Here is a 13,195-nt window from a genome sequence, read left to right on the forward strand (position 1 = left end):
TTGCTACAACTCTACTGGTACGTTGTTCGTGTGACCTCGTTCATGCATGAGACTAGATCGCTCCTGAAAAACGGACGCTCCGCCTCTCCGTTTTTCTGCCCATTTTGACTCTCTGCGATAACTTAGTCTACACTGTGCCTGTGGACGGTCCGCTTCGACCTTGCACAAGACCTGTCTAGCGGACTGATAAATGAGGGCTTCGTTTCTCGTTTCTCTGCCCTCTTTGCCTCACCTCCTTTCCTATCTCTCCGTTCTTTCCTTCGGCTATGCAACTATACAGCAATCGGGGCTCCCCAATGTGGAGAACCCCTGAATCAATTGCTTTAACTTGAAGTGCTAAGTTGTAATTTATGTTGCTTGTTATTCAAATTTGCCATAGAAAGCGTTGCGATACACATCGGCAAGTTCAGTGACCAGCGGCAGTTTTGGATTCGCTGTTGTACATTGGTCTTCGAAGGCACGATCTGCCAAGTAGTCTACACGCGATTCGAAGTCTTTCGCGTCAAATCCGATTTCCTGGAACGATTCCTCGATGCCCAGTTTTTTGTTCAGATCACGGATGGCTTTAATCAAGCTGTTCACGCCTTCTTCGGTTGTGCGTGCTGGTAATCCGAGAATACGTGCGATTTCGGCGTACCGCTCATCTGCCACAAAGTGCGAATATTTCGGGAACGATGCAAATTTCGTCGGTTTTTTCGCATTGTAACGAATAACGTGTGGTAATAGGATAGCATTGGTGCGTCCGTGTGCGGTGTGATATTGACCTCCCCATTTATGCGCCAAGCTGTGGTTAATGCCCAGGAACGCGTTGGCAAAAGCCATACCAGCAATCGTGGAAGCATTATGCATTTTCTCGCGTGCCAGTTTGTCACCTTGCAGTGACGATTGCTCCAGGTATTGGAACACCAGTTGGATGGCTTTGATTGCCAGACCATCTGTATAGTCATTCGCCATAACAGATACGTACGCTTCAATCGCATGTGTCAATACGTCCATACCGGTGTCGGCTACTGCCGTTTTTGGCAAACTGTATACGAACTCAGGGTCTACAATCGCCACATCTGGTGTCAATTCATAGTCAGCCAGCGGATACTTGGTATTACCATGCTCTTTATCTGTAATAACCGCAAACGATGTAACTTCCGAACCTGTACCCGATGTTGTCGGGATGGCTACAAATTTTGCTTTCGATCCGAGTCTTGGGTATTTGTAAATCCGTTTACGGATATCCATAAATTTTTGTTTCAGGTTGTTGAACTCTGTGTCAGGATATTCATAGAACAACCACATCGCTTTGGCAGCATCCATTGGTGACCCGCCACCGAGTGCGATAATACAGTCTGGCTGGAAGCGTTCCATCATGGCTGTACCGCGGTCTACTGTTGTTGTTGATGGATCTGGCTCAACTTCTGAGAAGACTTCAATCGCTACCGGTGTCTGACGTTGACGCAGGTAATGCTCTACTTTTTCCACATATCCGAGTTTGACCATCATGGCATCTGTAATAATCGCTACGCGAGTAATGTCCGGCATTTTGGCAAGGTATTGAGTTGCCCCTTTTTCGAAGTAGACTTTGTTCGGCACTTTGAACCATTGCATATTCACGGTACGGCGAGCCACCCTTTTCACATTGATTAGGTTCACAGCAGTTACGTTGGAAGATGTCGAGTTACGTCCGTACGATCCACAACCCAGTGTCAACGATGGCATGTTGGTATTATAGATATCTCCGATTGCGCCATGTGTTGAAGGGGAGTTCACGATAATCCGTCCGGTTTGCAGGCGATCCGCAAATTGATTGATCACTTCTTCATTGTTCGAATGAATGACAGAGGAGTGACCCATACCACCAAAAGCAACCACTTCTGCCGCACGCTCAATACCATCTTTTGCAGATTTAACTTTGTAACATGCCAGCACCGGACTCAGTTTCTCAGCAGACAATGGGAATTTGGTGCCTACACCTTCAATCTCGGCTACCAGAATTTTAGTACCTGCCGGTACTTCAATACCGCACATTTTGGCAATGTTCACAGCGGACTGACCTACAATGGTCGGGTTAACCGCACATTTCTCTGCGTTGATTGCACCTGCTGTCAGTTTGGCTGCCTCTTCTTTGTTCACAAAGTAACAGCCGTTCGTAATCATTTTCTTTTTCACTTGATCGAAGATGGGTTCTTCAATAATGACCGCTTGTTCGGACGCACAGATCATACCATTGTCAAAAGACTTCGACAGAATCAAATCCGTTACCGCCTGGTTGATATCTGCACTTTTCTCGATAAAGCAAGGCACGTTACCTGGTCCTACGCCCAGTGCCGGTTTACCACAGCTGTACGCTGCACGCACCATCGCTGATCCGCCAGTCGCCAGAATGAGAGCAACATCATTGTGGTTCATCAGTGCGTTGGTACGATCCATGGATGGATCATCAATCCATTGGATACAGTCGGCTGGAGCACCGTTTTTCACAGCAGCTTCAAGCAAAATTTTCGCGGCCTCGCGGCTACAGTTCTGTGCGGAAGGGTGGAAACCAAAGATGATCGGGTTACGTGTTTTGATGGCAATCAGTGCTTTAAACATCGTTGTTGATGTCGGGTTGGTTACCGGTGTGATCCCCATGATAATACCAACCGGCTCCGCAATTTTCTGGAAGCTGTCATATTCATTGTCTTCGATAACGCCTACTGTTTTTTCATATTTAATGCTGTTATAAACATACTCTGTTGCGAATATATTTTTAATAATTTTATCTTCATATACACCGCGTCCCGTTTCTTCCACGGCCATTTTGGCGAGCATCATATGTTTATCCAGTCCCGCAAGCGCCATTGCCTGCACAATCCGGTCTATTTGCTCCTGATCCATGGACATGAATGCTGCATGTGCTTTGTTCGCTTTATCAATTAACGTTTGAATATACTGACCTGCTGTCGGTTCTTTTGTTGGGGCGACTTCATTTTTTACAGCCATCTCCCTCATCCTCCTAAAGGTTCGTATTGGTTTGTCTCTCTTCTTTACATGCACATCGTAACACGGGGAAAAGATATATTATGTGATTTTTTTCACAAAGTATGACAAATTTTAGTTAAGTTTTTAACCTCCCCTTAGAAGTCATATTTCAGTTTCTATTTAAAATAGTAGACCAACAGCCTCATCCTTCCCCTCGAAAAGTGAATTTAATCACAATGTTTGAAATTTCGCCATTTTTAAATGCTTTCCATGCCCCTCAAACGGTAAGATTAGGTATATACTGAACTTAAAAATTGAACCACCGCAATTTGTACCGTACCTCCACACGGCCGAGATGCCCAGATCAGGATGGCACAGTTTGCGGCGAACCTCGGGGGCAACATGTAGCTGCACTCGCCAGACCGGGGAGATAAAGGGGAGATCAACGTATGGGAGAACTAACAAACGTACTGGAAAAACGCGGAAACACCAACTGTTTCTCGGAAGTGAATTTTAATCATCTGCTCGTAACGATGAAAGACCGAACCTACCCGGAAGGAACACATCTGTACTGGGAAGGTGACGTCTCTGACAAACTTTATTATATGAAACGGGGACGTGCACAGATCACGAAATCCACCGACGAGGGCAAGGAACTGATCATGTACATGTACCAGACAGGCGATATGATTGGTCAGGCCGATCCGTTCTTTGGCTCCAGACACAGCTTCTCGGCGGAAGTACTGGAGGACAGCGAGATTGGTGTGCTGGAACACAAGGACCTGGAAATGTTGATCTGTCAGCATTGTGACTTTGCGATTGATTTCATGAAGTGGATGGGCATTCATCATCGTTTAACCCAAACAAAGTTCCGGGATTTGATGTTGTACGGTAAACCTGGGGCACTCTGTTCTACCTTGATCAGGCTATCCAATTCGTATGGAGAGGCGCACGGAGATCATGTGATGATTCATAAAAAAATTACCCACACGGATCTGTCCAATATGATTGGCGCTACCCGTGAAAGTGTAAACCGCATGCTCAGTGACCTTCGCAAAAAAGATGCCATTGAATATGACAATGGTATGATTGTGATCAAAGACCTGAAAATGTTGCAGGGCATTTGCCACTGCGAATTGTGCCCGAATGAAATTTGCCGCATTTGACGTCATGTTAAATGAATAGCTTGACCTCAGGTAGCGGGCCTTTCACTTGCTGTCACGACTGTTTAAAGAGTTCATCATACAGTAAAAAGCCCAAATTTGATTATTATCAACATTGGGCTTTTCGTATTTCCTTGTATGTGCTCAGGATGCGTTGACAAGTTCAAGCTTCACCGCATCCCGTGGATTTAATTTCATATCCAATCCATTCTCCATTAACTCTTTATCATTGACCTTGATTACCCAGCGCTGATTCGTCCGAGGCATAACATTCTCAACGGCAACAACAAACTTGTTATTCTCCGACAGACGCACAACTCCACTGGATTTTAATACGTCACGAACAGTGCATTCTTGCACATAAATACCGGCATACTGCCGATTCAGATTTGGTTCCACGCTACCACCGCTCACTTTAAGCAGGGTTGTCTGATATGCGACACCTTCTCCCCCGCTGTCAGCAGCTTTGACGTATATAATGACTTCATCCTTAGCATGAAGCTCGGTATCCCACTTTTCTGGAGCAATATCCTTACCGTTCAGCTTCACTGCCCAACTCAGAGACGAATCAAGAGAAACCTCACCCACAGACTGGATCCGTTTTCCGTCTGCCGTAAAATCAACCAGCCCGCTGTTCAGCAAAGCTTTTTTGAGCGTCAAGCCTTCACTGAAATCTCGTTTGATGGACTTCGTCGCATCAGGTAAAAAAGTACTGCCATCAATGGCAACCGTAATCGTATTGGCTGAATCTTTCTCTGAGACAACCGGCTGTTCGGAAGGCTGTGTCTCTCTGGTACACCCCGTCAAAATGACGAGAACAATCATACATAGACCTATGTAACCGGGAATTTTCTTCATCATGTAGGTAACACCACCCTGCGTAAAATCATTCACCCTGTTGTCCATACCCTTTATTATGGCACATTCTTTGATAAAAAACAGTGTCAAAGCCGTTACTTTTGTCCTTTCCCTGTTTACGCACCTACCATCAAAAAAGGGAGAGCCTGCAAGCAGACCCTCCTTATACTGCATTAGCCATACGTTTGACCCGACCACTATTGAACAAAAGCCTGCATGTAGGTACGACCTCCGTCGCCGTCCTTCACATAGGGATTAAGGCCAAACGTCTGAGTATCGGATACAAAAACACCAGTAAGCAAACGACCTTCAAGTAATGCACCGTCTACCTGTACGCAGCAGGACGGAGCATCTACGTATTCCTGATACAACGGAATATGACCGTAGGGCTGATGAATTTTGAACACTTTGCCCTGCTCATGCAATGGGCGATCCGAGAAATACGTCGGAACAATATATCGTGCAATAACTTCCAGTTCTTCCGCAGTGTAGAACGGCTCATCACCAAGCCAAGGTGCAAACATACGGATTTTTTCGTATTGTGACCAGACAACGGCCTGAATGAGCATTTCGATCTGAACCAATTTCCCGTTTCCGGCCTTCAGACAGAGCCGGTCGTTGTAAGTTTGTTGTTTTGCATGAGACACACGATCTGGTAACCGCAGTTCACAGCCGATACATTTCCAGCCACTAGGCGCTTGGATCCATTTTTGCAGCACCGCCGGAGACGATCCTGAGCCAGCGCTGTTCATCCAATCCACGTCTGTGTGGACAGGATTATTACTCCCCGAAGGTGAATCAACCGAGCGTTTGAACAGTTCTGCCGTTTTCTGATAAATCAGATGAACCTGAATGGATGCGCTCTCAAGTTCTGCAATATCTTGTTTGCCGTAGCGTATTTCACGGGATAAGCTTTCTTCTCTCATGACAAGTGGCCTCCTTCGCTCCGGCCGTCTGCGGCCATTTTCTATAGATTATACTACATCTGATGACAACATGTGCAACGGATAAGCGAAAAAGTCCCATGTAAGCTGTCACAGAAGACAAAAAACTCTTGATTTCACTGGAAATCAAGAGTTTCTGTACTTTCTGCACACAGCATCAGCTGGTTATTCCACCCAGTGTTCGGCCCAGTCTTGAATTTGACTCATTACAGGCTGTAACGCCTTGCCCTTCTCGGTCAACTCATACTCAATTCGCACTGGCGTTTCCGGGTACACATGACGCACCAGAATACCTTCGCTCTCCAGGTCTTTCATCCGTTCAGACAACATCTTGTCGCTCATGGATGGTATCAGATTGGAGATGTCTTTGAATCGCTTTGAACCACTCATTAACGTTTGAATAATCAACCCATTCCAGCGCTTGCCCAAAAAAGAAAACGCCGTCTCAAAGCGCGGACACATCCGCATATCTTGATCTTCCACTTTTATCACCTCTTTAGAGATCACTCAACTTACGTTTTGTTAGTATATTTCATAATAACACATTTGAGCTTTAAAGAAAACGTCTGCCGCAAAAAACTTTACATTAAAAAAACAAAACTCAATACTATCGATACAGTATACCTTCAGTATACAACACGTTATGGCAGGTAACCATGGGAAATATCGTTTAACAACTGATATCCTTATATTACCCAAAAAGAACCCTTCTACCACAGTCAGACGACCTGGAGAAGGGTTCCCGGTATTACCATATTACCTAATCAATTTTAATGATGAATGTCCATGAGTAAAGCTAAAGCTTCTGCGGCTTAGACCAGCACGCCACCAATTGGTCTTACGGGTTCGCTCTTGCCGTATTGTGGCTTCGAACTTCGGGCAGGGTAGGCCCATTTTACAGCGTTGCTGATCACTTTCAAGATTTCCGGATTGTAATACGTGGGGTACGTTTCATGTCCGGGCCGGAAATAAAAGATTTTGCCTTCGCCACGACGGAACGTGCATCCACTGCGGAATACCTCTCCGCCTTGGAAATTGCTCACGAACACCAGCTCATCCGGTACTGGAATATCGAAGAATTCACCGTACATCTCTTCTTTTTCCAATACGATCTTGGCGTCGATGCCTTCCGCAATCGGGTGAGACGGATTGACACACCACACGATCTCCTGCTCATCTGCTACACGCCACTTGAGATCACAGCTTGTGCCCATTAACGCTTTGAAAGGCTTCGAGAAATGACCCGAATGGAGCACAATCATACCCATACCGTTCAATACACGTTGCACTACCTTCTGTACAATCTCGTCGCTAACGCGATCATGTGCCATATGTCCCCACCATATAAGCACATCTGTGGAATCCAGTACCTCATCACTCAAACCGTGTTCAGGCTGATCCAATGTAGCTGTACGAATCGCAAATCCCTCGCCGCCAAGTCCGTCAGCAAGTGCACGGTGCAGACCGTCCGGATATACTTCTTTTACTTCATCATGTATTTTCTCATGGACAAACTCATTCCAAATGGTGACGTTAATCATATTCAATTTCCCCCTAGTATAGCTCTAAACCCACCACATATCGCCCAGCGGTTCCTCGATCAATACTTGCTGGAGATTTTGTACGGCTTTAGAGAATCCTTCTTCAACCGACATCAGACCGTCTTCATGTTCAATACTTACCACATAATCATATCCAACCAGACGCAGGGCACTCATAATGTCCGCCCACGTTTTGTTATCATGTCCATAACCCACGGAGCGGAACTGCCAAGCACGATCTAACATGTTCGTGTAATCCTGCATATCTGTTACCCCGTGTTTATTCACGTTCACCGGATCAATCGTTGTATCTTTGGCATGGAAGTGATGAATTGCATTTTCACGACCCAAAATGTGAATCGCTTGAACCGGATCAATGCCTTGCCACCACATATGGCTTGGGTCAAGGTTCGCACCAATGACTTCGCCTGCGGCTTCACGCAGTCTTAGCAACGTTGCAGGTGTGTGCACGGAGAATCCACCGTGCAGCTCCAAACCTACTTTTACGTTACGATCCGCAGCGAATTTGCCCCACTCCGTCCAGTAAGGGATCACTTTGTTTTCCCATTGCCATTTCAAAATTTCTTGAAAATCATTAGGCCACGGTGCCACAGGCCAGTTTGGATACTTCGCATCCTCATGGTCTCCCGGACAGCCGGAGAATGTATTCACAACAGGCACTTCCAGCTTTTCAGCCAGCTCTACCGATTTTATGAAATCATCATGGAAGCCTTTTGCAATGTCTTTTTGCGGATGCAACGGGTTGCCGTGGCAACTCAGAGCGCTGATCGTCAGACCGCGTGATTCCACCGCATTTTTGAAGTTTTTAAGTGCTGTAGGATTGCTTAACAATTCATCTGGCTTACAATGAGCGTTCCCCGGGTGTCCACCTGTTCCAATCTCTACTGCTTTAAGTCCCTTGGAAGCTACATAATCAAGGGCATCCTCTAATTTACGTCCACCGAATAGTACCAAAAATACGCCGAGTTTCAAGTGCAATTCCTCCCTGATTTAGATAGTGTATGATTGCTGTGTTTGCTCTCCTATATATGTTGAACCAAATCTTTACACGGAGCACTCCGATGACAGAATAACCTGGAGAGTAGCTGTTATCCCCAGATTTTTTTGATTCCCTTTGATAGGGAAAAATCCGGTGATAAAGGCGAGCGCTTCGCTTTTCCAGGTTTTTTCCGTCCTCTCCGTTGCTGTGTAAATAAAATGTTCAAACGATATAGTTTATCAAACCTGTCGCTGTTGCATTTTTGCTCCGTTCTCATGCTTGTTTAGTTATTGTGGAAAAACAAGCATGATTCTATCCCGAAAATTCACGTTGTCACTCATGGATCTTCAAACTGGAAGCTCCATTATCCATTAATGAGATTCAACTGTTTCATTTTCGGATGGACTGGCATTGGTTGTTACAACGCTGTCATAGGTGCTCTCCAGATGAATGTGCTTGCCTTCAAGAGAAGAACGCTGAAATGCATGCATGGCTTCAAGCACATGATATGCCAGCTTGCCACTTGCTTTATGCTCGCGTCCGGCACGAATGGACTCCACCATCTCGGTTAGTCCAATGCCCCTCTCATTGTGCCCACTTTCGAAGGCCGGCTGAACCGTCTCCCATGTGTCTTGACCATAACGGCGAAGCTTGACTTCTCCATTGAAAAAGTTAGGATCAGGGACACTGAGCGTGCCTTCCGTGCCATAAATTTCGATACGTGGCAGATCAGAAGCGCCGCGGATATCAAAGCTTGTAATCATCGTTACGATGGCTCCATCCGCAAAATCGATCGTTCCAGCCAAGTGGGTTGGTGTTTCGACACGAAGCGTAGTTCCCTCTTTGGGACCTGAACCAACCTTGCGATCAGCAATCTGAATACCTGCGGACGCGCTGATCCGGCGAATCGGGCCAAGGAGCGTAACGAGAGCCGTCAAATAATATGGCCCCATGTCAAACATTGGCCCGCCCCCTGCCATGTAAAAAAACTCAGGATCAGGGTGCCATGCCTCCGGCCCCCCGCCCATAAAGAAGGAAGTAGCCGCAATCGGCTTGCCAATCAAACCTTCTTCAATGGCTTTGCGAGCAGTCTGGATGCCTGATCCAAGGAACGTATCCGGCGCAGAGCCAACGTACAGTCCCTTTTCCTCGGCAAGCTCCACTACTTTGCGTCCATCTTCCAGCGAAATGGCCAGCGGTTTCTCGGCATACACATGCTTGCCTGCTTCCAGAGCAGCCAGATCAGTCATCGCATGACTGCCCGGAATCGTCAGGTTCAGCACAAGCTCAATCTCGTCATTTTGTAACAACTCATCTACATTGTAAACGTTTGCGATATTAAATTCATCTGCCCGTTCCTGAGCACGCTCACGGATCAGGTCAGCGACCGCAACAACCTCGATATAAGGATTTGTTTTAAGATTTTCTAAGTAAATCGCACTGATATTGCCGCAGCCAATGATGCCTGCTTTCATTTTTTCCACGATGATGTTCATCTCCTTACGCATGTAAGAACCATGTTCATTTGCTTAAAATGCTTGTTGAAACCATAGTTTGTTTATGTTGCTCAACTCTAAGTCTATGGTATTCTGTTTGCGCTTCAATTAAAATGAATAATATGATTGAAACATGAACTATCTGGTCATAATTTTCTAATTCACACAAGGAGTATACCTATGCCAACAGACTTTTCCTGCCAAGTTCTTACAGCTGGCTTTTCATTCCACCGTAAACCTTACAGCATGGTTCAACTGGATGGGGTAAAAAATTACTTGATGCGGCTTCAAACGGATGGACGCTGCCGTGCTCGCATTGATGGCTCCATGTCCAGGGTTGACGCAGGAGACTTGCTTCTTTTTGAACCGGATGAACCTTATGAACTGAGAATAGACAACGAGTACAATCCTATGGGGGAGCGGCTTGTGGAGAGTGGGGACTATCATATTTTCTTCAACGGTTCCTGGGTGGATGAGTGGTGGAAACACCATAAACGGCCGACTCGAATCAAGGTGGAATTGTCCGAAAGCTTATTAACTTTATTCAGACAGTTGATTCTGGAGCAACGTCGCCTTTCCAATCCTTACCCCGAGATTTCGAGTTATTACATGCGTATATTATGTTTGGAAGTGGATCGATTGTTATCCGAGCATCCAACCCATACGAAAACCAATTATGTTGCTTATGAAATTAAAAATTATATCGAGGAAAATGCTTCTTCTCTATTCAAACTGGAGGATGTGGCAACGCATCTGGGCATCAGCGTCTCACGAGGGGTGCATCTTTTTAAAGAAACGTTTGGCAAAAGCATTATGCAATATACGCTAGATGTGCGTCTTAATATGGCCAGAGAACGGATTATTTTTAGTCCAATGACCCTCGAACAAGTCTCTGAATCATCCGGTTTTAACAATTATACATATTTCCATCGTGTATTCCGTTCCCGGTTTGGCATGTCACCAAAAGAATTCCGCCTGATTCACCGGGAACAGATGTAATGATGTCGTTAAACGCTGTTGAATGTCAAATTGGTTACCATTTTGGTGATTCAGTAGTATACGTCTTATAAACTTATTTGCGCGCGGCGATGGCCTCGGACACAACCATAGCGAGGTCTTCGTTGCCAAACATGGAGAGTACACCAAGAACCGTATCGTCTGGAATATCTCCAGCTTCCTCTTTGGATACAATCAGCTTCTGTACCTGTTGCAAACGCTCATTGCTCTGTTGCTCGGGATACGCTTGTCGGTACATCTCTTCCGGGTCCAGCTCGTTATTTACACACCACTGAGCAAAGACCAAGATCATCATTTCTTCTTCCTGCTTATAAGACTCAATGACGGCTTCCTCAATCTGTTTGTTGCGTTCCTTTTGATACTCATCCATGCTTTGTTAGCACTCCTTTACTTTACCTCATTCAACTGTACACTGTATTTACTTATCCGGTGATCAGCTTCTCAGCCAGATCATGACTGTCCATAACATAACTAGCACTGATCTGGCAGTCATCGGGTGTATCCAGACAGGCAAGGAAATGATCTACAGCTCCGGCAAAACCTCTGCGTGCCAGCACGGTATCCCAGCTTCCAAATGTCTCTTTTGTATCCAGTTCCCCTTGTTCTGCATAGTAAGCTGTATCCATATTCACGACTTCTACCGATCTTCCTCCGCCGTGCATTTCTACCTTTTCTAGATCAGCGCCTGCGGCACGAATCATTTCGAACCGGGCGAGTGCCGTTTTACCTTGCTTGGCTGTTCCAGCCGCGTGTAGCAAACGATCTTGATCATCTCGGCGAAGCCACTGATGTACAAGCTGTACATCGTTATCTGCGTACCATAACATCAGATCGAGCATATGAATGAGATCATCATAGATGGTCTCAGCGGCTGGGCGATCTTGTAGACCTGTCCGATGTTTGGTCAGGGTGAGTGTTTCGTACCCCTTTCCGCCCTGCATCCATTCTTTTGCCTTTAGATACATCGGTGCGAATCTGCGGTTAAATCCAACAGCGAGTAGCAAGCCCTGTGCTTCTGCGAATGCAGTCATCTCTTCAGACTCCCGCAAGGTATAGGACAATGGCTTGTCTACATACACGGCCAGTCCCTTCTCCAGACATGCCATCACAATCTCGAAATGAGATTCTGTTGCCGTATGTACAAATACCGCATCCAAATCCCAGGACAGCAGCTCTTTCAGATCGGTTGTGCCCCGCTCAATGCGATGCGCCTGACCAATCTTCTCTACTGGTTCAGGTGACCGGTTCATAATACCAACAATCTCTACTTGCGGATGGGCCGTGAGCAGTGGCAAATATACTTTACGTGCGATTCCCCCGAGTCCGATGATTGCAATTCGGGTGCGCTTGATCGTTTCCATGATGAGCATTCCACCTTCAGCTATATTCATTCGTCAGCCTTCATTTGTAATCCGGCCTATGACTTTCTCCGTCCTATAGTGTAACCTCTCCGCCTCTAACTTGCCAGTGATCCGAAGTAATAGCTGTCTACATTGTTCACAAGATGGCCTGTCGTGGTAAACTTATAAAGGATAGCAGAACCGGATGAGACTCTGAGTCTCCAAGGATCTGAATTGAAAGGAGCGTTTGGCTTTTGCGAAAATGGTTATGGCTCCTCGTTTATGTTTTACTTGCCGGAGTCACGTTTATTTACAGATATGAACTGCTGGCATGGGCAGAGGATCATCAGTCCATTCCGCTTTTACTTTCCTTGGCAACACTGTTTGCCCTTGTACCTGTTATTCCCTACAAATTTGTTATTATTGCTTTTGGGTACAGCTACGGTATAACCATGGCTGCATGGATATGCTGGCTCGGCACAACGCTTGCGGCAATCCTCGTCTATGCTGGAGCAAGAACTATTTTTCGGGAACAGTCTCGGGGTTATCTTGCACGTATCCGTGGATTGAATCGGTTTACAGCCTGGATGGAGGCACATCCGTTCATGGGCGTGATGACGATGCGTTTACTGCCCGTGGTTCCCCAGATGGCTGTTAACATCTATGCCGGCATTACGTATACCCCCTTCTGGGTGTTCTTGGCCGCGACAGCGATTGGCAAAATGCCTGCAATCTTTGTATTTGCCTACGCAGGGGCACAGGCCGGTTCATCGATCTGGCTGAGTTTGGGAATACTGGCGGGATATATGATTGTTATGGCTATGATTTTCATGTTGTTCCGCTATCGGTCACGTAAAAAGGCTTGAGGCTGTACTGATACAATT

The 13,195-nt window shown here is 46.1% G+C and carries 12 protein-coding genes; 3 read left to right on the forward strand and 9 right to left on the reverse strand.

Annotation, left to right across the window (positions count from 1 at the left end):
- Window positions 1-360: 360 nt before the first annotated feature.
- Entirely contained in the window at window positions 361-2,973 is a 2,613-nt protein-coding gene (adhE, locus tag MKY23_RS18315; protein WP_154888415.1) for a bifunctional acetaldehyde-CoA/alcohol dehydrogenase, read from the reverse strand.
- A 428-nt stretch (window positions 2,974-3,401) separates the two neighbouring features.
- Here adhE and MKY23_RS18320 point away from each other — a divergent pair, with 428 nt between their 5' ends.
- Complete coding sequence (locus tag MKY23_RS18320; protein ID WP_090922581.1) at window positions 3,402-4,118, forward strand: Crp/Fnr family transcriptional regulator; 717 nt, start codon at window positions 3,402-3,404, stop codon at window positions 4,116-4,118.
- A 141-nt stretch (window positions 4,119-4,259) separates the two neighbouring features.
- Here the strand turns inward: MKY23_RS18320 and MKY23_RS18325 are convergent, their stop codons facing one another.
- From MKY23_RS18325 to MKY23_RS18350, 6 genes are all read right to left on the reverse strand, one after another.
- Window positions 4,260-4,976 (reverse strand): hypothetical protein, encoded by a 717-nt coding sequence (locus tag MKY23_RS18325; RefSeq protein ID WP_154888413.1) that lies wholly within the window; start codon window positions 4,974-4,976, stop codon window positions 4,260-4,262.
- Window positions 4,977-5,170: 194 nt separating this feature from the next.
- Window positions 5,171-5,899, reverse strand: coding sequence for a hypothetical protein (locus tag MKY23_RS18330; protein WP_090922585.1), 729 nt, complete (start codon window positions 5,897-5,899; stop codon window positions 5,171-5,173).
- Window positions 5,900-6,082: 183 nt separating this feature from the next.
- Window positions 6,083-6,400: a helix-turn-helix domain-containing protein gene (locus MKY23_RS18335; protein ID WP_276326752.1), complete on the reverse strand. Its 318-nt coding sequence runs from the start codon at window positions 6,398-6,400 to the stop codon at window positions 6,083-6,085.
- A gap of 329 nt (window positions 6,401-6,729) precedes the next feature.
- Complete coding sequence (locus MKY23_RS18340) at window positions 6,730-7,458, reverse strand: ThuA domain-containing protein (protein WP_145413147.1); 729 nt, start codon at window positions 7,456-7,458, stop codon at window positions 6,730-6,732.
- A gap of 24 nt (window positions 7,459-7,482) precedes the next feature.
- Window positions 7,483-8,451 (reverse strand): sugar phosphate isomerase/epimerase, encoded by a 969-nt coding sequence (locus MKY23_RS18345; RefSeq protein WP_221788506.1) that lies wholly within the window; start codon window positions 8,449-8,451, stop codon window positions 7,483-7,485.
- 378 nt (window positions 8,452-8,829) lie between these two features.
- Window positions 8,830-9,942 (reverse strand): Gfo/Idh/MocA family oxidoreductase, encoded by a 1,113-nt coding sequence (locus MKY23_RS18350; protein WP_154888409.1) that lies wholly within the window; start codon window positions 9,940-9,942, stop codon window positions 8,830-8,832.
- Between the two features lie 192 nt (window positions 9,943-10,134).
- Between MKY23_RS18350 and MKY23_RS18355 the strand changes: the two genes are divergently transcribed.
- Window positions 10,135-10,953: an AraC family transcriptional regulator gene (locus MKY23_RS18355; protein WP_154888407.1), complete on the forward strand. Its 819-nt coding sequence runs from the start codon at window positions 10,135-10,137 to the stop codon at window positions 10,951-10,953.
- Window positions 10,954-11,026: 73 nt separating this feature from the next.
- Here the strand turns inward: MKY23_RS18355 and MKY23_RS18360 are convergent, their stop codons facing one another.
- Both MKY23_RS18360 and MKY23_RS18365 read right to left on the reverse strand, forming a co-directional pair.
- Window positions 11,027-11,341 carry a hypothetical protein gene (locus MKY23_RS18360; protein WP_123062290.1) on the reverse strand — a complete coding sequence of 105 codons (315 nt, stop codon included), beginning with the start codon at window positions 11,339-11,341 and terminating at the stop codon, window positions 11,027-11,029.
- Between the two features lie 52 nt (window positions 11,342-11,393).
- Window positions 11,394-12,332, reverse strand: coding sequence for a Gfo/Idh/MocA family oxidoreductase (locus MKY23_RS18365; protein WP_154888405.1), 939 nt, complete (start codon window positions 12,330-12,332; stop codon window positions 11,394-11,396).
- Between the two features lie 233 nt (window positions 12,333-12,565).
- On the opposite strand from MKY23_RS18365, the gene MKY23_RS18370 reads away from it, so the two are divergent.
- On the forward strand, window positions 12,566-13,177 hold the full coding sequence (locus MKY23_RS18370) for a VTT domain-containing protein (protein WP_339831301.1): 612 nt from the start codon (window positions 12,566-12,568) through the stop codon (window positions 13,175-13,177).
- The last annotated feature ends 18 nt before the right edge of the window (window positions 13,178-13,195 follow it).

Source organism: Paenibacillus sp. FSL R7-0272, assembly GCF_037969905.1.
GTDB classification, from domain to species: Bacteria; Bacillota; Bacilli; order Paenibacillales; family Paenibacillaceae; genus Paenibacillus; species Paenibacillus polysaccharolyticus.

What these genes read in the sequence shown, in the direction of transcription:
- adhE (WP_154888415.1), bottom strand. Translation starts at nt 2,973, where the DNA reads ATGGCTGTAAAAAATGAAGTCGCCCCAACAAAAGAACCGACAGCAGGT.
- MKY23_RS18320 (WP_090922581.1), top strand. Translation starts at nt 3,402, where the DNA reads ATGGGAGAACTAACAAACGTACTGGAAAAACGCGGAAACACCAACTGT.
- MKY23_RS18325 (WP_154888413.1), bottom strand. Translation starts at nt 4,976, where the DNA reads ATGATGAAGAAAATTCCCGGTTACATAGGTCTATGTATGATTGTTCTC.
- MKY23_RS18330 (WP_090922585.1), bottom strand. Translation starts at nt 5,899, where the DNA reads ATGAGAGAAGAAAGCTTATCCCGTGAAATACGCTACGGCAAACAAGAT.
- MKY23_RS18340 (WP_145413147.1), bottom strand. Translation starts at nt 7,458, where the DNA reads ATGATTAACGTCACCATTTGGAATGAGTTTGTCCATGAGAAAATACAT.
- MKY23_RS18355 (WP_154888407.1), top strand. Translation starts at nt 10,135, where the DNA reads ATGCCAACAGACTTTTCCTGCCAAGTTCTTACAGCTGGCTTTTCATTC.
- MKY23_RS18360 (WP_123062290.1), bottom strand. Translation starts at nt 11,341, where the DNA reads ATGGATGAGTATCAAAAGGAACGCAACAAACAGATTGAGGAAGCCGTC.
- MKY23_RS18365 (WP_154888405.1), bottom strand. Translation starts at nt 12,332, where the DNA reads ATGGAAACGATCAAGCGCACCCGAATTGCAATCATCGGACTCGGGGGA.